This window comes from Streptomyces sp. NPDC048523, assembly GCF_043199815.1.
GTDB lineage: Bacteria > Actinomycetota > Actinomycetes > Streptomycetales > Streptomycetaceae > Streptomyces.
Window position 1 is genome coordinate 24,567 of sequence record NZ_JBICWQ010000001.1, and the last position, 22,255, is coordinate 46,821.

The window sequence follows — 22,255 nt, forward strand, 5'->3', positions numbered from 1 at the left end:
CCACCAAGAGAACGGCGATCAGGCGTCGCAGCGAGGCCGTGGGCACGTGACTCCGACTGTCCGTTGCTCACAGCCTGGGGGGCCATTGACATCACGCTCAGTCAGCCCTCCACAGAAAGTGAGCCAGAGCCCGAAAATCGGCAGTGCTTGCGCTCCGCTGGCATCCACAGTCTCGGCCTGCTCTGCCGGTGCCCTGATAGCGGGCTACTCCTGCCAGTCCGCTGTGGCTGCGGCACGCCCCTGCCATAGCCTCACGCCCGGACCGTTCGGCTCCCACCGGTCGCAGAACTGCCGCAGCTCCTCGCACCGGGTCAGCATGGCCGCCCTGCGGACCGGCCAGGGCGGCACCTCCCCGCCGTAGGCCCGAAAGAAGGAGTTGAGTGCAATGCGGTGCTCAGGATGGTGGGTGCGCACGATCCATTCGCACCAGGCCAGATCCTCGACCGGGTCGCCGAGGTGGGCGAACTCCCAGTCGACCACTGCGGTGACCTCGAAGGTGACGGGGTCGAGCAGCACATTGTTGGGCCCGAAGTCACCGTGCACAAGCACTTTCTCCGCTCTGGGCGCGTCTTCCGGCAGCACGCTCGGTGCGATTCCGTGGATACGTCGCAGCAACTCCCCACAGCTCGCCAACACAGCTTCTGGTTGACCGGTGGAAAGAAGTTCTTGGCCAGGCGCACCGGCCATGAAGCCCAGAGTGAGCGTGGCCTCCGTCGTTCCCTGTACCGGCGGCACGGGCAACCGGCCCTGCAACCGGGTCAGCAGCGCGTGCTCACGACGGAACCTGAGGTCAGCTTCGGGGCCCTCGTACGTCTTTTCCACGACGGCGCCATCGCCGACGGTGCGGTTGGTGTAGCCGTGCTTCAGCGGACGCATCCCCTGATCATCAAACACAGGCAGTTCTCCGGCTACCCCACCCGCGCTAGGTCGCTCACTCCCCCATGATGTCCTTGGGCGTTTCCTGCACCACGGTCACCATCCTGGTGAGTGCAGCGCGCATGTAGCGGATCCAGAGCTGCTTGAACGGCCCCGCGAGGATCCAGCGGCGCCCTGGCAGCGGCCGGAAGTCGTAGGTCCACCGGATCGATGTGCCGGTGCCATCGGGCAGAAACGACCACTCGCCGCGCACCCCGGAGGTCAGCTTGGCCAGCACGTTGGTGAAGCCACTCAGCTCGTGGGCGAACCCGTGCCCCTCCGCGATCTCGGTAAGCCGCTCGTCGGCCTTGGAGCCGTCGGTGAACCAGCTGGTAGGTGTGGGCGGGGCTGGACGTTGTACGGGCGAAGACGGTGATCGGGACACTTGTTTTGGTCATGCCACGAGCATCGCGGCCGGCGTCTGCCCGAGACACACATGTGGGCTGCTCAACCGTGCTCAGCGCTGCCCACGGGTCACTCCACCGGCAACTGGTGTGACGGGTGTCGTGGCCGGTTGTCGCAGCAGTTGTTCGATCAGGCGTTCCTTGGCGAGGGCGAGGTGGCGTCGGTAGGTGCCGTAGGGCACCCCGAGTCGTCGGGCGGCGGCTTTGTGGGTGCGGGGGGCTGTGATGTAGGTGGTGGTGAGGGCCTCGTGGGCTTTGACGCCCGCCGGGTCGGTCTGTATCGCGTCGAGCGCCGTGGTGATGGCGCCGCGCAGCTCCGCGACCGGATCGGGGGAACCCGGCGCCACGAGATGGGAACGCACCAGGACACTGGTCGCGAATTCGCGCGGGGTGTGCCAGGTGCGCAGCGCCTCCAGCACGCCTTCCTCGAACGCGGCGCGCGGCAGCTGATCGCCCGGGCCCCTCACGGGGGCGGTTAAGAGCGCGTCGTCGGCGGTGGCGGACCGCACGGCCTGCAGACCGGCGAGCGAGACGCGGGCGCGGACATCGTCGTAGCGCTCGGGATCCCGCCAGCGCAGATCCGCCTCAAGGGTCGCCCGCACCGCATCATGCGGGTACAGCCCCTCCGGTGTGACCTCGATGTACGGCAACTGACGCAGCCAGGAGAACACCATATGGGTGTCCTCGTCACCCAATACCGCGCGCAACAGCGGCTCGCGGGTCACATACGCCTGCGCAACGACCTCAAGGGCGCGCCGATGGACGGCGCTGGGCAGGTCACCCACCAGCCGCTCCACCAGGCTCGTCAAGGTGTCGCCCGTGGGCTCCCACGGCGCACCCGGCGCGGCCGGGGGCACAGAGGCGGCCAACGACAGAGCCAGCGGGCTGCCCCCCGCGAAGGCCACGAAGGCACCGCGCTGCTCGGCAGGAACACCCCGCGCCGCGAGCAGCGCATCGGACTCGGCGGGATCCAGCGACCGCATCGGCAGTGCGGTGAACAGCTGCGCCCACCCGGGATCCAGCGACCACTCGGCGTCGGGAGCAGTCCGGCCGGCCACCACCACGATCACCCGGTCGGCAAGCCGCAACAGAAAACTCTCACGCAACCACGCCTCCAGGGGCTGACACTGCTCGAAGGTGTCGATGAGCAGCACCACACCGGGTTCGACGCACGCCGCAGCGGCCGCCTCCTCCAGCCGGCGCGGATCCGCGTCCAGGAACCGTCCATCCACACGCACCACCCGGCGCCCCGCCAGCTCCGCCTGCCGAGCGGCATAGCGCACCAGCGAAGACTTCCCGATACCACCGGGACCGTGCAGATACGCCACAAGCGGAGCATCCCGCGCCCCCGACAGCATCCGGTCAAGCACCCCCCGCTCCCGCTCCCTTCCCACCAACGCACCGGCCCGAGCCTCCGCCAGCCGATCCACCAAACCCACCACACCCAATCCGGGCTCCTCGCGGCCCACGCCTCGGCGCCGGGAGCCCAGCCCTACTCGGCGAGACTGCACGACGACCCATGGCGGACGCGACGGGGGCCCCGCTTCCTGTCCGTCCTTTCTGTCGGCCCCCCTGCCGTCCAGGCCTCCCGAAGGGCGGTCCTGATCGCCTCCTGCGACTCCTGCGACTCCTGCGGTTCGGTCTCCTCGCCCGGAGCTTCCGCTCGTTCGTCCATGTCCATCTCTCCTTCGGTTCTGTTCTTCTCCGGGCGTGAAGCCGCCGGTTCAAGGAGTGGGGTGCCCGCCGGTCAGTGACGTGACGATCAGTCCGAGGGCCGCTCCCGGACCGGCGGCCACGGAGGCGGTGGGTCAGGTGAGGAGGTACGCCCTCAGGATCGTCGCCGAGTAGGTGCTGCCCCCGGTGTCGGTCAGGGTCGTCTTGAAGGAGACGGAGCGGGCCTTGGCCGGATGCGTGATGGCAAGGGTCTTCTTACCGTGGTCGGTGGTTACGCGGGCGGCGGACCATGTTGCTCCGGCGTCGTAGGAGACCTTCACCACCAGGGACTTCAGGTGCTTGGCGGCCGGGCCCTCGATGGAGAGCGGGACCGTGGTGCGGCGGCCGGAGGCGGCCGTGCCGGTGGGGGTGAGGGTGGGATGGAAGCGGACGGTGGAGAGAGGGAGGGGGGTGGAGGTACCCGGCTGCTGTGACGTGTGTTTCGAGGTGAAGGTCCAGGCCGCGGTGAGGCGGCTGGTGGTTGCGGCCACCGTGGCCGGGCGGGTCAGGTCCGTGCGGATCGTGTAACGGGTCGGCCCGGCCGGGAGGTTGTCGACGGTCTGGCAGAGGTCGCCGTCGTTGTCGAGGAGGGTGCTGCCGCCCGCCGTGACCCTCGTGTGCCGTGCGGCCACGGAGGACGCCGGGTGGCCGGCGCCGTCGGCCAGGTCGGGGACGCACAGGTCGAGCGTGTCACCGCTGCGCCGCGCGCCGTACGCGCCGCCGACGAGCGGGCTGAAGACGCCCACGTTGTACGTCGACTCGTACGTCCGGCCCGCCCGGTAGGACACCGGGCTCTCCGCGCCGTAGAACACGTCGTCATCGTCCCCGGAGGCGTCCTTCTGGCCGAGGCCGACCGTCCAGCGGAAGCCCTTGGGTGTGGTGACGTAGGTCTTCGCCGTCGCCGGAAGCGGGAACGGGGCGCTCACCGTGCCCAGCGACAGGGAGGGCCCGTGCCACAGGGGGTTGACGATGCCCTTGCGGTGGGCGACGGAGGAGCCGAAGTGCCGCTTCAGCAGGGCGAGTTCACTCATCCGCGCGGTGTGCCGATAGCCGGTGGGGAAGCGGTCGGGCAGGTTGTAGAGGAGGTTGTAGGTGGTGCTGCCCTTCTGCCACAGGCCGCCGAGCTGCGTGCTGAGCTTCCCGGGCGTCGCGGCCGGCCCCAGCGTCGCGGTGCGCAGATTCGTGAACGGGCCCCAGAACAGAGTCGTGTTGTGCGCCTCGCTTCCGGCGCCCACGCCGAAGTTGAGCCAGCCGTCCAGCATCTTCCCGCCACCCCTCGGCGCAGTGATGTCGACCGGTCTGGCCTTGCGGGCGTCGAAGGTGACCGTCGTGTTCCTGGTGATCGAGAGCTTCGGCCGGACGAGGGCCGTGGTGCCCTCGGCTCCGGTTCCGCCTTCGGCTGCGGACATCACCGTGTCGACGACATAGTCACCCCGTGGGACGCGCACCTTGTAGACGCCTTTGGCGATCTGCTGCGAGTCGTTCAGTTCCGTGGTCCAGTAGTCGCCCGAGTGGCCGAAGATCTCGGTCAGCGGTGAGCTGACGGGCTTTCCGCCGCGGTCCAGGAACTTCAGGGTCAGATCGTGTGCCTCGGCCTCGCGTACGACGCCGAAAGCCGTCCGTACGACCGTTTCGGTGCCCGGCTCGGCGGCGATGACCGCGCCTGAATACGTGCCGTCCGCCGCCTCGGTGCGGGTGTCCGCGGTGAGGTCGACGCTCGCGGTGCCGCCCACGGGGACGGTGAGGTGCGAGGCGCTGAGCCTGAACATGCCCTCGGGCGCGGTCTGCCCGGACGGGCCGGTCGCGGTGGCGGCTAGGTCCAGGATGACCGGACCGTCGCCGTCGTTGCGGTAGGTGACGCGCCGGGTGAGCGGCTGGTCGTCGGAGTGGGGCCACCGCTGCTCGCCGAAGGACACCGAGGTCTGCTGGCTCACCACGGTCTGGGTGAGCGCCGGCGCCACGGCGACCCGGCCGGTGCCCTGCTGATAGCCGGTCAGGCCGGCCGTCGGGGCGGCGGAGGCGGTCAGTGCCTGCTTGATCCGCTCTCCCGTCCACTCGGGGTGCCGCTGTGCCAGGATCGCGGCGGCCCCCGCGACATGCGGCGTCGCCATCGACGTACCCGACATGGAGACGTAGCCGTCAGCCGCCGGGTCGCCCAGTTCGCCGTGTGCCGCCTTCGCCGAGACGATGTCCACGCCCGGGGCGGTGAGGTCAGGCTTCAGCGCGCTGTCGGCGGTCGGGCCGGTGCTGGAGAAGTCGGCGATACGGTCCTTGCCGTCGACCGCGCCCACCGCGAGCGCAGACTCCGCCGTGCCCGGGGAGCTGAGAGTCCTGGGCCCGGGACCTTCGTTGCCCGCCGCGGCGACGGTGAGCATGCCGGTGCTCCTGGAGAGGGCGTTCACAGCCGTCTCGACCGAGTCGTTCCCCGGGGTGTCGCTCTGGCCGAGGCTTAGGTTGGCCACCTTCGCGCCGTGTGCGGCGGCCCACTCCAGGCCGGCGATGATGCTGGAAGCGCTGCCCTCGCCGCTGTCGTCGAGCACCTTGGCGTTGAGGATCTCGGCGCCGGGCGCGACGCCCCTGTACAGGCCGCCGGATCTGGCCCCCGAGCCGGCCACGGTCGCCGCGACATGCGTGCCGTGGCCGCTACGGTCGTCCGTGCTGCCGGTGCCGCTGAAGTCCTTCGACTCCGTGACCACCGAGGCGAGGTCCGGGTGGGTGGTGTCGACGCCCGTGTCCAGGACGGCGACCTTGACGCCCTTGCCGTCGTACCCGGCGGCCCAGGCGCCGGGTGCGCCGATCTGTGTGACGTTGCCGCCGGCCTCTCCCTGCACCGCCCGTGCCGTGAACCGGCCGTCCAGCCAGACCCGGGCGACTCCCGAGGCGGTGGTAAGGGTCTTCCAGGCGTCGCCGGCCTGGGCCTTGGGCACGGTGAGTGCGGCGCCGCCCACGCTGGGCAGGTTCCGGCGCACGGTGACGTGCGCGTCCGCCACCAGCGACTTCTGGGTCTCTTTGCGTCGGGCGCCCTTACCGTCGTACGTCACGATGAGCGGGAGCGTGCCGCGCCGGGTGTCGTCGTATCCGGCGCGTGTAAGGGCGTTGACGTCGAACAGCCGCTTGTCCAGGGTGCCTTGGCCGATGCGGGCGGTGGCGTCGGCCGGCAGGACGTACTGCTTGCCGCCGAGGCGCCGGACGGACACCGGGACGTCCTCGCGTCCCGGCGCCCGCTGCACGCCGGTCACCCGGCCCCGGGCGTCCAGTCGAACCCGGTCGCCGGTGATCAGGGTGACGAACCGGGCCGGGGAACCGGCGCCCGCCGCTGCGGCGGTGGAGGCCCCCGCGGTCCGCGCGCCGAACTCGGAGGCGGTGTTCGTGTCGGCGGTGCGCAGCCCGAGCCCCGTGCCGGTGTCCGTCACCGAGACGCCGGTCATCACTCCGGCGACCAGCAGGGCGGCCAGCGCCGCCGATGAGGATCCGATACGCATCAGGCGGCCCGCCCCGGAACCTGCTTGCTGGCGTCGACGATGGCGCGCTGCGTGATCGCGCTGGTGAACGTGACGGTGCCGACCTTGAACGGGCTGTCCGCCACCTTCTTGACCACCACGTTGCGCTCGCCGAGGAACTGCAGGGTCTTCTTGTCGAAGATCCACTCGGTGCGCTCGCCGGCGGCGTCGTTCTGCCGGGCGATCGCCACCCCGTGACGGCCCACGGCGTCGACCGCGTCGTCCACCGCCACCACCCCGGGGATCTTGGCCGCGGCCTTGTAGAGGGCGGCGGTGAGATCGGCCGGCGGGTAGCTCTCGGTCAGCAGATCACCGATGGCGACGAAGGCCGCCTGGTCGCGGGGCACTTCGTGGTCCCGGACGGCGTCCGAGTCCCGGTAGATCCGCTGCAGGAGCTGGGCGGGGTCGGTGGGCAGCTTGACCAGGGCGTCGTAGGCCGAGTCGATCGGGATGTCGCTGGACAGGGTCATGCCCTGGTCGCTCGTCTCGCCCGCTTCGATCAGCCAGCCGTTCTTGCCGTCGAGGGAGTTCCAGACCTGGCGGGAGTGCAGCTTCTGGCTGACCACCGTGGTGTTGTTGTCAACGGTGTGGGGGTAGGTGCCGGCCACCTTGGAGGCGATGTAGACGAACTGGCCGGCGTGCGGGGTGGGTCCGGAGACATCGGCGGCGGCCAGGGAGATGCGGTCGAGCAGTTGGGGGGCGCCCTTGGCGTCGGCGGCGCCGATCTGGGTGGTCAGCGCGGGGCCGGTGGCCAGGGCGGTCTCGCCGCCGCCGTTGCCGCCGGACAGGGCGACGCCGGCCACGACCGCGCCGGCCAGGGCGAAGGCCGCGGCGGGGAGCAGGATCGCACGGCGCAGGAACAGGTTGCGGCGCCGCGAGGCGAGGGCCGGGCGGGTGTTGGTGCGGTCGGTGCGGAGGTCTTCGTGGATCTGGGTCATCATCTGCTCCTTGTGGAACTGGTGACGGCCCGCCGGCAGATCCCGCTCGACGGAGGGCAGAAGACCCTGCGTCTCCGTCCACTCAGCCGGGCTTGGCTGGGAGGGGCTGGCGTTCATCGGTTTCCTTCCTGTGCGGACCGGATCACGTATCCGCGATCACCTGTTATCTGCCGGTTCGCGGTGGTGGGTTCCCGTTCTTTACTGAGCAGTTCCGCGTCGGCGAGCTTGCGGAGCTTGCCGCGGGCGCGGGAGAGCCGGGAACGGACGGTGCCGACGGGGACGCCGAGGGCGTGGGCGGCCTCGGAGTACTCCATGCCCTCCCACAGGCACAGCGTCAGGACCTCGCGTTCGGGGCGCTTGAGCAGACTGAGTGCGGTGAGCGTGGCGGCGATCCGACGCCGGTCGTCAAGCCGTCCGGCGGTCTCCTCGGCATGGTCCTCGACCTGCTCCTCCGCGGCGCCAGCGGCTGCCGCCGCCTCGGCCGCGTTCCGGTAGCGCCGGTTGCTGCGGTACTGGGAGCGGGCGACGTTGGTCGCGATACCCAGCAGCCACGGCCGCAGCGAGCCTCCGTCGGCCTCGACCGACGCACGACGCCGCCACGCCTCCATGAACGTGGTCGACATGACGTCCTCGGCCGCGGACCAGTCGGCGGTCAGCCGGAAAGCATGGTTGTACACCGCACGGGCGTATGCGTCGAAAAGTTCCGCGAAGGCGTCCGGATCTCCAGTTCGCACCCGGGTTCGCATATCTGTGGTCACGTCCTGAACTGACTGCGAGTGGGGGCGAGTTCCCGTGGCCTGCGTCACACCGGCCCCGGGAGTCACCTCCGTACCAAGGAAGCGGCCAACCCGCACATCACTGTCAAGCCGGGACACCGCGCGGATCAGGACAACGTCGATCCGGGCCTGATGACGAATCTCCGCAACCCGAAGAGAGGTTGGCTCACTTGGCGAGACGACGGTAGCCAACCAGGGTGCAGGCGATGGCTGTGAAGGCGGTGAAATTCTGTGGCAGCGCCGAGCCACGCCGTGGTCCGCTCGATCGTCCGAGCAGTGTCGGCCTCCTACAGAAGGGCCAGGGCCTGTCCGATCGGCAAGGAGGGAATCTCGCGGGGCACCCTCACCCCGACCGAGCCGACGTCGGTCACACGGTCTTCGCCCGGGTGCCGTTGCGGCTGTTGCCGTTGTTCTTGCCGGCCTGCTCGTTCTCCACGGCGGTCTCCGTCATCAGGCGTGTCTCCTTGATCATCGGATCCGCCGTTGATCAGACACTCCCGCAGTCACGGCAAGCACCGTTGCAGTACCGGCGGTGTGTGTCTTCAGACGTGCCCGGCGGGTCGGGGTGGGCTGGACAGGAACGGGAGAAGCTCATGGGCGAAGGCGTCGGGACGTTCCTCCGGCACGAAGTGGCCACTGCCCGCAATCACCGCCCCGGTCAGCCTCGTCGCGACAGTGTCCAGACTGCCGGCGAGTCGGGCGCCTGTGCTGTGCTCGCCGCCGACGGCGAGTACGGGCATGGGAAGGGTTCCTCCGGTTTCGTGCCAGGCCCGGTTGACGCGGCCGTCCTCGAGGAGGGTGCGGTAGTGCGCGAAGCCGGCGTGCAGTGCGTCGTATCCGCGGTAGGAGGAGGCGACGGTGGAGACCTCTTCCTGCGGGAAGGTTCCGGGTACCGCGGACAACCAGTCGAACCACCAGGTGAGGAAGTCGCTCTCCCGGCCTTCGATGAGCAGCTCTGGCAGTTCTTCGGTCATGAAGAGGCCGAAGTGGAACAGACCGCCGGAGGCTACATCCATCGCCTGCTCCAGGCCGAAGCCGGGTAGGGCGAGTTCGACGAGGACGAGGTGGTCGACCTCCTCGGGGTGGCGGCGGGCGTAGGCGAAGGCCACCATGCCACCGATGTCGTGCCCGACGACGCGTACGCCGCCGTGGATGCCGAGCTGTGCGAGGAGTTCGCGCATGTCCTCCGCCTGTGTGTCCTTGTCGTATCCGCTCGGGGGACGGTCGGAGGCACCCGTGCCGCGCAGGTCGGGAGCGATGACGCGGTAGCCGTCCGCGGCGAGGGTCGGCATGAGGTGGCGCCAGGCCCGCCATGTCTGGGGCCAGCCGTGCAGCAGGAGTACGGGGGCACCGGACCCGCCGACCACTGCGTGCAGCTCGGTTCCGTTCGCCGTGACGGTGATGCTCTCGAATCCGTCGGGGAGGGGCGTTTCGTCGCTCATGGGACCACCTGGGGTGAGTCGAAGATGGAGACCGGGATTTTCTGTCCGTGAGGGCCGGCGGAGTCGGCGGCGGGCTCGGCCAGAACCGGCGGCGCAGATGCGGGGCAGCGGCCAGGGCGAGCTGGATCGAAGCCGTGAGATTGGTCGTTGGAGACCACGACGTCGATCCGGCCGAGATGGCTGCGTCGGCGATTTACCCGGTTCGATGAGGCTTCAGGAACTGGGGGCTCGCGGGGTGGTCGCCGGGAACCGGACTGCGTCGCCGAGGGTCTGCGCCATCATGGGCGAGACATGGTCCGGCCACTGGCGACCCTCGGACCCAGGTGATCATTCCCGGCCGATCGCGAGAACGACGGAGCCTGGGCCCACCCGCCGGCGCCTGTTCGTTCAGTCTTCTATCTGCGCTGTTCCGTACGGGATCAAGACGGGGACTCCTCTTCGAATGTTCGGTCCGCCGTCCGGACGGCTTGGTGGATGGGTCCGGTGCCCTGTGACAGGGGTAGGCCCGTGGCGCCGTGAGTGCGGGCGTACGAGCCGGTCCTCCGGAACCGCGGCGTCACGCAATCGCCTCAGGCGTTCCTCATGGGTACGCCGCGACCCCAGTGCACCGACGTAGCCCACCGGGAGAGCCAGGGCCCGGCGGAGCAGGGGCACATCGAACTTGGAGTCGTGGGTCAGAGCGCAGATCGCAGTGCGCGTGTCGACCTCGGTGCGCCCCAAGTAGCGGTGGGGCCAGTCCACGACAACCTGGTCGGCATGGGGGAAACGGGCGGGCGAGGTGAAAACCGAGCGGGCGTCGCAGACAGTGACGTGGTAACCAAGGAAGTGGCCGACCTGGCTGAGGGCAACGGCAAAGTCGACAGCGCCGAAAATCAGCATGCGGGGGCGGGTGACGTGAGTATGAACCAGGATGGTCAACCGCTGTGGGCAGGTGGAGGCGTCACCGCCGATCTCAACACTTGCTGTGCGGCCTGCCCGGAGCAGCGCGCGGGCCCTCGACGCGACGGCCTCGTCTTCGCGCGTGCCACCGAGGGTCCCGTGGTGTTCCTCGCTGTCGCCGGCCACGGAGAGGGTGCGGCCGAGGAGGTGCTGAGGGCCGTCCACTACCTGGGCCACAGCCGCGGACCGGCCCCGGAGGACGTGGTCGAGTGCTGTGCCGAGGTGCTGCTCGGCGGCAGGGTCGACGCGCTGCACCAGAACCTCTGTTTCGCCGCCGCACGTCAGGCCGACGGCGAAGGCGTCGTCGTCGGAATAGCCGAACCGAACGCGGCCAGGGGCGCCGCCTGTGGCCAACAGATCCCGGCACAGGTCGTACACGGCCCCATCGACGCAGCCGCCGGAGACATTACCGACAACGTTGCCGTTCCTGTCCACCGCCGGCGCGGTGCCACGAGGCAGGGGAGCGCTGCCGCTGACGTCGACGACGGTGGCCAGGGCAAATGGGCTTGCTTCGCGGCACCATTGGCGCAGTGTGTCCGCGATATTGAGCATGACGGGCTCCCGTGCGGTGAATTGTTGGAGTGTCGGGCCACCGGCATGCTCCCCTCGGGGAGATGTCCGTGGCGGCGGCGTTCATGCCCGGGGCCGAGTCGTCGTCGGCCCCGGGCGCCGAGGAAGTCGGGGTGACCCGCGGGAGAGGCACCCCCCGGAGGAGTCAGAGCAGTTGCTCGGGAGTGATGGGCAACTCGCGGATGCGCCTGCCCGTGGCGTTGAAGACGGCGTTGGAAATGGCCGGGGTGACGCCGACGCAGACGATCTCGGCGAGTCCCTTCACGCCGATCGGGTCGGCTATGCGGTCCTCGCCGCCGGCGAGGTAGACCGCCTGGATATCAGGTATGTCGGCATGCGTCGGAATCAGGTAGTCGGCGAAGTTGGCGTTGACGATCCGGCCGTCGCGATGGTCGGTGACCGTGTGTTCGAGCAGGGCCGTGCCCAGTCCCCCGATCATGGCGCCAAGTGCCTGGCTGTCGGCGAGTGCGGGACTGATGATGCGACCGGCGTCGTAGACGCCCAGCATGCGCCGGACCCGTACCAAGCCGAGCCGGGCGTGCACGGCGACCTCCGCGAACGTCGCCGCGTAGGCGTACAGGGAGTACCGTGCGGGTCCTTCCGGCGGAGTCCATGAGCCGAGTACTTCGAGGTGGGTGGAGTTGTTGCGGGTTAGCAGGCGCTGGTACGTCTCCCCTCGCCCCGGGGCGTCCTTCACGTACAGCCGGCCGGCGCGCACCTCGACCTTGGCGGGGTCGGCCCCGTACAGCGGAGAGCCTGCGTCTGTGACGGCGAGGGCGATGGCCTTTTCCCGCAGCTTGTCGCAACCGTCCTGTACGGCGGATCCGACGCTCGCCATGGTCTGCGATCCGAAGTGTCCCGGGGCCGGAGGCAGGGTCGAGTCGCCGAGTCGAAAAATCACCTGGCGCATGGTCAGGCCCAGGGCATCGGCGGCGAGCTGTGTCATGGAGGTGGCCGTGCCGGGCCCCATGTCGCTGGTCGCGGACTGGACCAGGGCGGTGCCGTCGGCATTCAGCCGCACGGAAGCCTGGGCTGCGGCGCGCTGGGTGTCGTATGCGCCGGCGGCCATGCCCATGCCGAGGTGCCAGTCGCCGTCGCGCGTGGAGCCAGGTTTCACGCTCCGCCGTTTCCAGCCGAATGCGCGGGCGCCGGTGGTGTAGCACTCGCGCAGGCGACGGGTGGAGAATTGCAGACCGTTGGACTGGTCGTCCACGGGTTCGTTGCGCAGTCGCAGGTCGATCGGGTCGATGCCCAGTTCATGGGCGAGTTCGTCCATCGCCGACTCCAGGGGGTAGGCGCCGCTGGAGTATCCCGGGCCACGCATCCACGTCGGTGTGTTGACGTCGAGGGGGACGGACCGGTGGATCTGCTTGACGTTCGGCGTGCTGTAGAGCATCCGCCCGGGGACGAGGGTGTCCTCCAGGTGCGTTTCATAGCTGGATGTCTCGGAGGCGGCGTCGTGCACGGCAGCGGTCAGACGGCCCCGCCGGTCGCTGCCGATCCGAAGCCCGTATGAGTACGCGGGCCGATAGCCGATCCCGAAGTACAACTGCTTGCGGGTGAGGACGAGTTTGACGGGACGGCCCACCTGGCGGGCGGCCATGACCGCGATGACGGAGTGCACCCAGGTACGGAAGGCGTTGCCGAAGGCACCGCCGAGCACGGGCGAGATGACATGAATGTTCTCGGGCGGTATCCCGAATTCGGCCGCCATGTTGAACGCGGCGAACTGGACCGCCTGGGTCTTCTCCCAGAGGGTGAGCCTGTCCCCGTCCCAGCGGGCGACGATGCCGGCCGGTTCCATCGCGTTGTGGTGCTGGCGGGCCATCCGGTACGACAGGTCGAGCTGGACGTCAGCGGACTTCAGCGCCTGGTCCGCGTCGCCCCGCGCATAGGTCTCGGGGTCGTCGGCGGGAGGCGCCGCGCTCATGTCGGTCGAGGGGCGCTCGGCGTCGTAGGTGACCCGCATCAGGCTCGCTGCATGCTGGGCGACCTCGAGTGCCGTGGCCACCACGACCGCGACGGGCTGTCCGAAGAAGCGCACTTGGTCGTCCTGGAAGGCCCTCAGCGGCTTGCCCGGTGGGTAGCCGTTGCTTTCGACGGGCGGGAGCCTGGGCGCGTTGAGGTGGCTGATGACGGCAAGGACGCCGGGCTGGGCGAGGGCATGACCTGCGTCGACCGCGGTGATGCGGCCGCGGCCGACGCTGCTGTCGACGATGACTGCGTGAACGACGCCGTCGGGGTTGTTGTCGCCGGCGTACTTCGCTTTCCCGGTGACCCGCAGCCGTGCGTCCACCCGGGCCACGGACGCGCCGACGGCGGCTTGTGGCTGGCTCATGAAGTGCCTCCGACGGTGCGCAGCTGCTGCTCGACGGTACGTTTGAGCAGCTCGGCCTTGAAGCCGTTGTGCCTGAGGGGGTGCGCGCCTTCCGCCGCGTGGCCTGCCGCCTTGTGCCACAGCCGGGCGGAGGGACGCTCGCCGATGAGGGCTTGTTCGACGGCCGGCAGCTTCCAGGGCACCGTGCCCACACCGCCGGCGGCGACCTTCGCATCGAGGATCGTTCCGCCGCGGATGTGGAGGGCCACCGCGGCCGAGGTCAGCGCGAACTCGTAGGACTGGCGGTCGCGGACCTTCAGATACCCGGACTTCAGCGGGCGGGGTAGCGCGGGAATCTCCACCGAGGTGATCAACTCACCTGGCCGGAGCGCCTGTTCGAGCTCTGGCGTGCTGCCGGGCTGAAGCAGGAAGTCGGTGATGGGGAGGGTGCGCCTGCCCTTGTCCGGAGCCATCACGTGGACGCTCGCCTCCAATGCGGTGAGCGCCACAGCCAGGTCGGACGGATGTGTGGCCACGCAGTGGTCGGAGGTGCCGAGGATCGCGTGGCTGCGGTTGAAGCCGTTCAGTGCGGCGCAGCCGGAACCCGGCTCGCGTTTGTTGCAGTCGGCGTTCACGTCCCGGAAGTACGTGCAGCGGGTGCGCTGCATCATGTTCCCGCCGATGGTGGCCATGTTGCGCAACTGGGCCGGAGGCGCTCAGCTCCAGTGCCTGGGAGATGACCGGGTGGCTGTCACGTATGGCGGGGTGTGCTGCGGCTTCCGCCATGCGGACCAAGGCGCCTATGCGCAAGCCGCCGTCCTCGGTGCGGGTCACATCGTGCAGCGGCAGAGCGGTGATGTCGACCAGGACATCAGGGCGCTCCACGGTTTCGCGCATCAAGTCGACGAGGGTGGTGCCGCCGGCTATGTACCGGCCGCCGCGCGCACCGGCCTGGAGGGCTTCCGTGGTGTTGGACGCCTTGGTGAGGGTGAAGGGGTGCATCGTCCACCTCAGTTCTGGCCTGCGGCCTGCTCGACCGCACGAACGATCTTGATGTAACAGCCACAGCGGCAGAGGTTCCCGCTCATCCACTCCCGGATCTCGTCGGACGTTCCGGTGTGGCCTTCCTTGATGCAGCCGACACCGGACACGATCTGGCCCGAGGTGCAGAAGCCGCACTGATAGGCGTCCTGATCTATGAACGCCTGCTGCAGCGGATGCAGTTGGTCGCCGTCGGCCAGCCCCTCGATGGTGGTGACCTCGACGCCGTCCAGCCGGACGGCCAGGGTCAGACATGAGTTGACGCGGTGGCCGTCGACCAGGACGGTGCAGGCGCCACAGGCTCCGGCATTGCAGCCCTTCTTCGCACCGGTCAGGTCGAGGTGTTCGCGCAGCAGGTCGAGCAGAGAGGTGCGGTTGTCGACGGTGACGGTGTGCTGGACGCTGTTGATCGTCAGATGGACGGTGCCGCCAGGAGGCCCTTCGGCGGCCACCGCCTCCTGGCCGCCGAGGGCAGTCGGCGCCGTGACCAGTCCGCCGACGAGGACGGTCCCTGAGACGGCTGTGGCTGTGGTGATGAACGTGCGCCGAGACGGTGCCGGAGCGGCCTCGGCAGAGAGAGATCTGTCGGGGTCGGGATTTTCGACGGACACGCTCACTCTCCTTCGGGGTGGGGGCTGAGGGTTCGGCGGGCGGCCTGCCTGTTTCTCGCGGTTCGAGGGGCTGCAGGATGGTCATGGCTGGTCCATCGAGGTCCGTGGGCGGCCGTCCGTCTGGCTCCCACCCTGCCTTGCATCGCTGCCCGGTCTTTGCGTCTCGCAGTGTTCACTCGTGCTCAGCACTGCCCACACCGAAAACGCTGCCGTTCTCGGCCAACTGGGCACGCGCGGCGGGCGGATGGCGGTTTCGCCGCCATACGTCCTGTGCTCGTCTGACCAAGCGTCGCCGGATTGCACGCACGCCGCAGCGGCGGCCTCCTCGATTTGAGGCACCACGTTGCGACCGGCGAGTTCCGCCTGCCGGGGCGGCGTGGCGCAGCAACGTGGACGTGCCGATGCCTCCCGGTTGTACAGGTACGCACCAAGGGAAGCATCTGTCGCTGCCGACAGCCTCCCGTCGAACATGGCTCGCTCCCGTTACCGGGCACCAGCGCATCGGCTCGCGCTGCCGTCGGCCTGTCCCTGTCCCTGTCCCTGTCCCTGTTCCTGTTCCTCTCACACTCAACGCCGCTTACCGCAACAGGCTCATCGCGCCGCGACGTGAGCCCGTACGTGGTTTCACCGGATCGCGGTTTTCCAGTGAGCCAGAAACTGTCGGTCGGGTGTAGGCGATGGCCCCCGAACGATCTGGTCCTGCTGCTCAGCTCAGCGGGGAACTTCACCCTGCCGACCGGTGTCGGGTTTGCCGGCCCTGCGAGTCACAGGAATTCGCTCCGGTAGGCCGAGGCCAGCTCGGCCGCGCGGCGGCGGCGCTCCGCGAGTTCCTCCTGCGACAGCTGTGGTGGCGGCGCGTCCTTGCCCGCGACGACATCGCCGATGCGCGTGAAGTACTCGTCCTGGCCTGCGGGGGTGCACATGCACAGCATGCGGGCCGGCGCACCCGAGACGTTGCGGAAGTTGTGCGGGGCGTTGGCCGGGATGTTGACCGTGGACCCGGCCCGTACGGTGTGCTTCTCGCCGCGGAAGGTGAACTCGATCTCGCCTTCGAGGATCGTGAACATCTCCTCGAAGTCGTGCCGGTGCGGCGGCGGGCCGCCGCCGTCGGGGACACGCATGTCGATCAGGCAGTACCGGCCGTCGGTCTGCTCGCCGGTGACCAGCATGGCGTACGTGTTGCCCACCAGAGAGATGTACGTCGTGCCGGGATCGTCGGGGTCCGCCACGGTCAGCGAGCGGGACGGGTCGTCGTCGGGGATCATCGGGGTCTCGTCTCTTCGAAGGTCAGTCAGGTGAGGATCAGGTGCCGGGTAGCTCTCATGGAGGCCGGCAGTCTCGCGGCCGTCGATGCGCATGCTGCGCGTAGTGGGAGTTGGGCCCGGCCGTGCGGTACTTCAGAGTGTTCTCGCCGGTGTCCGAGGGGCTCCCATCGCGGCGGGCAACGGAGCGAGGGGCCGGGGCCGCCTGTGTGACGGGCTTGCACACCCCTCCTGCGGCATGGGGTGAGCGCGCTCGGTGCCGGCTCAGATGGATTTGAGGACTCGGATACGGTCGGCGATGGCGCGGCGGGCGATGTCGGAGGTGAAGGCGATGGAGTCGAACTCGTGCGGGGCGCCGGGGTGCAGGTGGAATTCGACCGGCACGCCGGCGCGGCTGAGTTTGGTGGCGTAGGCGGTGTCTTCGTCGCGGAAGGCGTCGAGCTGGCCGACCTCGATGTAGGCCGGCGGCAGGCCGGTCGCGTCCTCGAGCCGGGCCGGGGCCGCCGTGGCCGGGACGTCGGGCCCGCCGACGGCCTCGCCGAGCAGGGCCGGCCATGCGGTGAGGCTGTCGTCGTAGGACCACAGCAGGTAGGGCACGATGTGCGGGTCGGGGGTGGTGGTTCGGTCGTCGAGCATCGGCATGATGAGGATCTGGCGGGCGATCTTCGGGCCGCCGCGCTCGCGGGCGAGGATCGTCAGTGCCGTGGCCATGCCGCCGCCCGCGCTGTCCCCCATCACACCGATCCGGTCGGGGTCGACACCGAGTTCGGCGGCGTGTGCGTGCAGCCAGCGCAGTGCGGTGTAGGCGTCCTCGAGCGGGGTCGGGAAGGGGTGCTCGGGGGCGCGGCGGTATTCGACCGACAGCATCGGCACACCGCTGGTGGAGACGTAGCGGGAGACCGGGCCGTCGAACAGGTCTATGTGGCCGAAGATGTATCCGCCGCCGTGGAAGAACAGCACGGCCGGGCCCGGCGCAGCGCCGTCCTTGGTGTACCAGCGCATGGTGATTTGCGCGCCGTCGTCGGTGGTCGTGTGGTGCTCGCTGGTCTTCACGTCGTCCGGGATCGGCTGGGCCGTTCCCGCGGCGCCGATGATCGGTTCCCACATGGCGCGCCGCGCCGCGATGTCTCCCACTGCCGGTGGTGTGGCGTCCGCCATCGCGCCGGCCATCGGGGCCAGCGCCTGGGCGATTTCGGGATCCAGACTGAGTGCCATGGTCTTTTCCTTTCGGTGGAGGAGCGGAGTCAGGCGACGGGCGGGACGACGATGACCTTGCCGTGCACGGTGCCTTCGGTGGCCCGGGCGTGGAGTGCCGGGAGTTGGGCCAGCGGCAGCCGTTCGGCGACGTCGACGCGCAGTTCGCCGCGGTCGGTCAGCGCTACCAGCTGGGCCAGTTGGTCGGTGTCGCTGCGGACGAACAGGTTGATGCCGCGTACGTCGCGCTCCTCGTCGCTGGGGGCGGGCATCCACACCGTGGTGTTCACCAGGACGCCGCCGGGACGGACCAGGGTGATGAGTGCGGCCACTTCGTCCGGGACGACCGGTGCGAGGTTGAGTACGACGTCGACCGGTTCGGTCACTGCCGCGGTCACGGCGGTGGTGGTGTGGTCGATGACCTCGTCGGCGCCGGCCGATGTGACCGCCTCGCTGCTGCGCGGGCCGGCCGTGGCGATGACGTCGGCGCCGGCGTTCTTGGCCAGCTGCACGGCGTAGCCGCCGACGGCTCCGCCGGCCCCGTTGATCAGCACGCGTTGGCCGGCCGTCAGCTTGGCGTGGTCGAACAGTGCCTGCCACGCGGTCAGGCCCACCAGCGGGAGTGCGGCGGCATCGGCCAGGGGGACGCTCTTGGGGGCCCGGGTCAGGACATCGGCCGGTGCGAGGACGTACTCCGCGGCGGCGCCGGTGCCGTCCATGGGCAGGAAGCCGATGACGTCGTCGCCGACCGCGATTCCGTCGGTGCCCTCGCCGACCGCGTCGATGGTTCCGGCGACGTCGATGCCGGGCGTGTGCGGCAGCTGCACCGGTATGGGTCCCTGCATGAAGCCGCCGCGGATGTTGCCGTCGACGGGGTTGAACGACGTCGCGGCGACGCGGATGCGGACCTGCCCGGCCGCGGGGACGGGCTGCTCCACGTCCTCGTAGCGCAGGACGCTCGGGTCGCCGTACTCGTGGAAACGCACTGCCTTCATGGGGGTTCTCACTTTCACCGCGATCGGAGTTGCTTCGAATTCGAAGTAACTGTTGAAGACGATACATCTGCTTCGAATTCGAAGCAAGTGCTGTCGGTCACTGCCCTGTGCGAGCGCATCGCCACGGCGAGTTCGACGGCGGCTCGGTCGATGCAGGCGCGCAGCCGCGCCGCATCGCTGTGCGCCGTGGCCTGCCAGTCGGCGGGGCCTGCGACGACGACCGTGGGCACGGGGTCGGCGCGCACGTCGGTCAGGCGCCTGCGCATCACCTGTGTGATGTCGGGTGGCTGCCGGTCGGAATTGCTGTTGAGCGCCAGCAGCACCGGCATGCCAGAGAGGACTCCGTGCCCGAGAGCGGCGAGGAACGCGTCGAACACCTCGCTCGGTGATACGGCGAGCACCGGGGTCGCCACCACCAGCCCGTCCGCTGTCACGACCGCCGCGATCGCCTCCCGCAGGTCGAGGCTGGCGCGGTCGTGCGTGGCGTGCTGGGCCAGGTCGGCCGCCAGCCGGTGCAGCTCCAGCACCTCCACCTCGGCGCGCGAACCACCAGCCGCCAGTGACCGGCACACAGCCTCCGCGACCCAGTCCGCGAGCAGGCGAGTCGGGCGCCCGTAGCCGACGCCGGCACACAGGACGGCCAGCGACACCGGGCTCCACGCGGCGGCGCTCATCCCGGCATCGTGTTCATGGCTTTCGCCTCGCGGCCGGGCTGTCGCGCCGTCAGCGGGGAGGGCCGAGGACGACGTTGCGCAAGGTAGGGGATGCTCATGGCCGGTCCTCGGGATACGTGGGCGGCGGCGCCGTCCTTCTGCTCGTAACCCTGCGCCGCGCCACTGCCCGACCTCCATGCTCTGCGGTGCTCAGTCGGGCCCAACACTGCCCACACCGTGCGCTCACGAGGTCACGACACCGGGCCGGGCACCTTGAGGGCGCTGGAGGAGCACCGCGGGGTCCGGCTCATCGAGCGCTCCACCCACCACCTGCAACTGACCGACGCGGGGCAGGCGTTCCGCGTCCGGGCCGCTGCCGCCGTCGCCGCCGTCCTCGACCCCGGTTGCACCGAGGTCCGGCCGCTGCGTGTGGGGCACACCTGGTCGGCCCTGGGCCGCCACACCTCCACCGTGCTGCGCCGCCGGCAGGAGACGCACTCCCGAACGCCGCTGGAACTGCGGCGCAAGTCGATGCCTGGTCCGACGTGATGACCGCACTAGCCGGGAGCGACTGGTACACCGCAATGCCCTTTGCGGTCATCGCCGAGATCCCGCTGGCCATGACGCTCGGCGCTATCGCCGTCGTGGCGCCACGTCGTGTCCTTCCCGGTGGCCCGCACGAGGTGTGTGCGGCCCGGCGACAGCATGCGCCTGCGGTCGTCCCGCTCAAGGAGGTTGAACCGGTTGTCGGGGCGGGCCCGGCACCCTGCGGCGCGGATGCTGGTGAGCGTGCCGCCGATCCGCCTCAGGTCGATCGGCGCCTGGGGGTGCCCGGCGAAGTGGTCCTGGACGTCGTCGAACGAGGCGGTGCCGCCCACGTCAACCAGGCGGCGCAGCACGGCCCGGGAGCCGGGCGCCACGGCGGCGACGGTGTCGAACAGCGCTCCGTCCAGCCGTGTCCGAGGCCCTCACCGCTCAGATCCTGCGGGCCCGGCCGGAGCACCGTGCTGTGGCTGCGTAGGTGAGAAGAGGAACGCTTGCAGACGAGTTGCGAGGTTGCCATGCCCGGTATCGCTACGTGGGTGTCGTCTCTCGGCGTCGGGCCGCCGTCGGCGCGGTGACGGCGCCGTTCAGGCATTGGTCGAGGAGTGCGTGCATGCGGTGGACGGGGAGGGAGGGGTTGGCCGCGGCGCCCTCTGCGGTGCGGAGGTTGGTGAGGAGGCTTTCCAGGGTCTTCGGTGTCAGGGTCGGGTTGGCGGCAGCTGCCCGGCGTACGGCATCGTCGGGGTCTCCCAGCGGAGGTTCGGGCAGGGTGGGGTCGGCCGCGGCCAGGGCGCGCACCTCGGGGTCCGGGTGGGCGATGAGGTGGGTCCGGCCGGTGCGGGGAAACGCGGGCAGCGTCAGCAGGTGCGGACGGTGGGCCGGGCGGGTCACGAAGACGTCCAGGAGGAGGTGCGGCGGAGCCAGCGGGTGGTGGCAGGCCAGCCGGATCCTCACCTCCTCGTCGTCGTCCAGCGCCAGTGTCCCGACGAGCTCAGCGGGCAGGCCGGGCCAGCTCGCCGCGACCCGGCGGAGCACCGGTTCCTCGGACGCAGCGCAGGTGGCGTACCAGTCCGGCGACGGCTCGGGGGCCGGCTGCGTGATCGGGCAGGTGCAGTCCGCCCCGTGATCGACGACCTTTTGGACCTCCTTGAATTCGACCCAGGTACGGATGGAGGGCTGGAGACGGGCACGCATCCGCACGTCGTCGTCCGGATCGTGTCTCAGTTCCGCCGCCGCCGGTCCCAGGTCGGGACGGGTGGCGATCAGCCTGCGGATCTCTGTATCGGGGTGGCGGGCGAGCCGGGCGAGGGCGTCGGCCGGGGTATGGCGGTTCCGGGCCAGCGGGTCTACCTCGTCGGCCGCGAAGCACCGCTCAACGACCGCGGGTGACAGGGCACAGGTGCTGAGCACAGAGACCGCGTAGCGTGATCCCATGGGCGGCAGCTCGGCCTCCACTGCCTCCGGGTCCAGCTGACGGCTACCCCTCCTGGCTGCTTCCCGTACGGCGGGGTCCGGGTCGTCGAGCAGGGCATGGCGCTGCGCAGCGGTGAGCGACTGCCACTGGAATGCGGCGTACAGACGCAGCGCGGGGTGGTCATGACCGGCCATGTCCCGCGGGAAGGACAGGGGGACCTGCCGGGAGGACCAGAGCTCCCCTTCGATCTCTTTTTCGGTGACCCTGCCGTCCTCGCCTCCGTCCTGGGCGGTCAGGAAGGTGACGAGGATGTCGGCCGGCAGGGGCCGGACCCACCGGGGCTCGAGCTGGGGGCCGCGTGCGAGATACGCACGGACGAGTCCCGAAGGGTCCGATGCCAAGGGAGCGAGTCGCGCCGGGTCGACGTGCAGGTTGCGGGCGAGGGCGCGGCGGATCTGCTCGACCGGGTGATAGAGGGCCGCGTCGATGACGGCGCCGGGCAGGTCGCGTCCCTCGCACATCAGCAAGCCGACCTCACCGGCCGCTTCGTCCAGGAGGCGTATCAGCACGTCGGCGGGCGCCGCCGCGTTGAAGGCGATGCCGCGCAGCCACAGTTCACGGAGAGAGTCGGACACCGGGTCATCCTGTCACCCCGCCTCCTGAAGGGCCGCCCGATGGCTTCCTCGCCAGCGCTGACCGGCGGCGCGGGGACGGGCGAGGGAATCGGGCGCCAACTCCCCCGGTTCCACGCGCCGGGGGGACGCGCGGCCCGCCGTGGCCGACGGGGTCACGCGACAGGACGACGGCCCGCACTCCTCGAGGGACGCGGGCCCTCGTGCTGTTGAACGACAAGCTCAGTCTCAGCCAGCTGCCTTGGCGCGTCGCCGTTCGCCCCCGTCGGGCTGGATCTCCGGTGGGTCGGTGTGCGGAACCGGTCAGGAGTTCCGGTTCCGCCTCCTCTTCCGCGATGCTCTCCACTCAGGTCCAGGCGTCGACCGAGAGCTGCCGCCCGCGGGGCCCCGAACGAC

At 69.9% G+C, this 22,255-nt stretch carries 16 protein-coding genes and 2 pseudogenes; 1 reads left to right on the top strand and 17 read right to left on the bottom strand.

Annotated elements, in window-relative coordinates:
• Nucleotides 1–204: 204 nt before the first annotated feature.
• The 15 genes and pseudogenes from ACGFWE_RS00100 to ACGFWE_RS00170 form a co-directional block, all read right to left on the bottom strand.
• On the bottom strand, nt 205–876 hold the full coding sequence (locus ACGFWE_RS00100) for a phosphotransferase family protein (RefSeq protein ID WP_393596707.1): 672 nt from the start codon (nt 874–876) through the stop codon (nt 205–207).
• Nucleotides 877–931: 55 nt separating this feature from the next.
• The gene (locus ACGFWE_RS00105; RefSeq protein ID WP_393596709.1) at nt 932–1,300 is read right to left on the bottom strand and encodes an SRPBCC family protein; all 369 of its coding nucleotides are present in this window, start codon (nt 1,298–1,300) and stop codon (nt 932–934) included.
• A 72-nt stretch (nt 1,301–1,372) separates the two neighbouring features.
• Nucleotides 1,373–2,788 carry an AAA family ATPase gene (locus ACGFWE_RS00110; protein ID WP_393596711.1) on the bottom strand — a complete coding sequence of 472 codons (1,416 nt, stop codon included), beginning with the start codon at nt 2,786–2,788 and terminating at the stop codon, nt 1,373–1,375.
• A gap of 339 nt (nt 2,789–3,127) precedes the next feature.
• Nucleotides 3,128–6,514, bottom strand: coding sequence for a S8 family peptidase (locus ACGFWE_RS00115; protein WP_393596713.1), 3,387 nt, complete (start codon nt 6,512–6,514; stop codon nt 3,128–3,130).
• Complete coding sequence (locus tag ACGFWE_RS00120; protein ID WP_393596715.1) at nt 6,514–7,587, bottom strand: CU044_5270 family protein; 1,074 nt, start codon at nt 7,585–7,587, stop codon at nt 6,514–6,516. The genes ACGFWE_RS00115 and ACGFWE_RS00120 overlap by 1 nt, the downstream gene beginning before the upstream one ends.
• Nucleotides 7,584–8,216 carry an RNA polymerase sigma factor gene (locus tag ACGFWE_RS00125; protein WP_393598867.1) on the bottom strand — a complete coding sequence of 211 codons (633 nt, stop codon included), beginning with the start codon at nt 8,214–8,216 and terminating at the stop codon, nt 7,584–7,586. The genes ACGFWE_RS00120 and ACGFWE_RS00125 overlap by 4 nt, the downstream gene beginning before the upstream one ends.
• 572 nt (nt 8,217–8,788) lie before the next feature.
• Complete coding sequence (locus ACGFWE_RS00130) at nt 8,789–9,688, bottom strand: alpha/beta fold hydrolase (RefSeq protein WP_393596717.1); 900 nt, start codon at nt 9,686–9,688, stop codon at nt 8,789–8,791.
• Between the two features lie 387 nt (nt 9,689–10,075).
• On the bottom strand, nt 10,076–11,179 hold the full coding sequence (locus tag ACGFWE_RS00135) for an XdhC family protein (RefSeq protein ID WP_393596719.1): 1,104 nt from the start codon (nt 11,177–11,179) through the stop codon (nt 10,076–10,078).
• A gap of 163 nt (nt 11,180–11,342) precedes the next feature.
• Nucleotides 11,343–13,535, bottom strand: a complete 2,193-nt coding sequence (locus tag ACGFWE_RS00140) for a xanthine dehydrogenase family protein molybdopterin-binding subunit (protein WP_393596721.1) — start codon at nt 13,533–13,535, stop codon at nt 11,343–11,345.
• Nucleotides 13,532–14,516 (bottom strand): annotated as a pseudogene (locus ACGFWE_RS00145) (FAD binding domain-containing protein). The gene ACGFWE_RS00140 and the pseudogene ACGFWE_RS00145 overlap by 4 nt, the downstream one beginning before the upstream one ends.
• 8 nt (nt 14,517–14,524) lie before the next feature.
• Nucleotides 14,525–15,166: a (2Fe-2S)-binding protein gene (locus ACGFWE_RS00150; RefSeq protein WP_393596723.1), complete on the bottom strand. Its 642-nt coding sequence runs from the start codon at nt 15,164–15,166 to the stop codon at nt 14,525–14,527.
• Between the two features lie 764 nt (nt 15,167–15,930).
• Entirely contained in the window at nt 15,931–16,431 is a 501-nt protein-coding gene (locus ACGFWE_RS00155) for a cupin domain-containing protein (RefSeq protein WP_393596725.1), read from the bottom strand.
• A gap of 261 nt (nt 16,432–16,692) precedes the next feature.
• A complete protein-coding gene (locus ACGFWE_RS00160) occupies nt 16,693–17,643 on the bottom strand; it encodes an alpha/beta hydrolase (RefSeq protein WP_393596727.1) in 951 nt (316 codons plus the stop codon).
• A 29-nt stretch (nt 17,644–17,672) separates the two neighbouring features.
• Nucleotides 17,673–18,617, bottom strand: a complete 945-nt coding sequence (locus tag ACGFWE_RS00165; protein ID WP_393596729.1) for an NADP-dependent oxidoreductase — start codon at nt 18,615–18,617, stop codon at nt 17,673–17,675.
• A 14-nt stretch (nt 18,618–18,631) separates the two neighbouring features.
• A complete protein-coding gene (locus ACGFWE_RS00170) occupies nt 18,632–19,291 on the bottom strand; it encodes an NAD(P)H-dependent oxidoreductase (RefSeq protein WP_393596731.1) in 660 nt (219 codons plus the stop codon).
• Between the two features lie 249 nt (nt 19,292–19,540).
• Between ACGFWE_RS00170 and ACGFWE_RS00175 the strand changes: the two are divergent.
• A pseudogene (locus ACGFWE_RS00175) lies at nt 19,541–19,795 on the top strand (LysR family transcriptional regulator); the annotation flags it as partial.
• Between the two features lie 32 nt (nt 19,796–19,827).
• On the opposite strand, the gene ACGFWE_RS00180 reads toward ACGFWE_RS00175, so the two are convergent.
• Together ACGFWE_RS00180 and ACGFWE_RS00185 are read right to left on the bottom strand one after the other, a co-directional pair.
• Nucleotides 19,828–20,190 carry a hypothetical protein gene (locus ACGFWE_RS00180; protein WP_393596733.1) on the bottom strand — a complete coding sequence of 121 codons (363 nt, stop codon included), beginning with the start codon at nt 20,188–20,190 and terminating at the stop codon, nt 19,828–19,830.
• A gap of 154 nt (nt 20,191–20,344) precedes the next feature.
• Nucleotides 20,345–21,862, bottom strand: a complete 1,518-nt coding sequence (locus tag ACGFWE_RS00185) for a hypothetical protein (protein WP_393596735.1) — start codon at nt 21,860–21,862, stop codon at nt 20,345–20,347.
• Nucleotides 21,863–22,255: the final 393 nt, after the last annotated feature.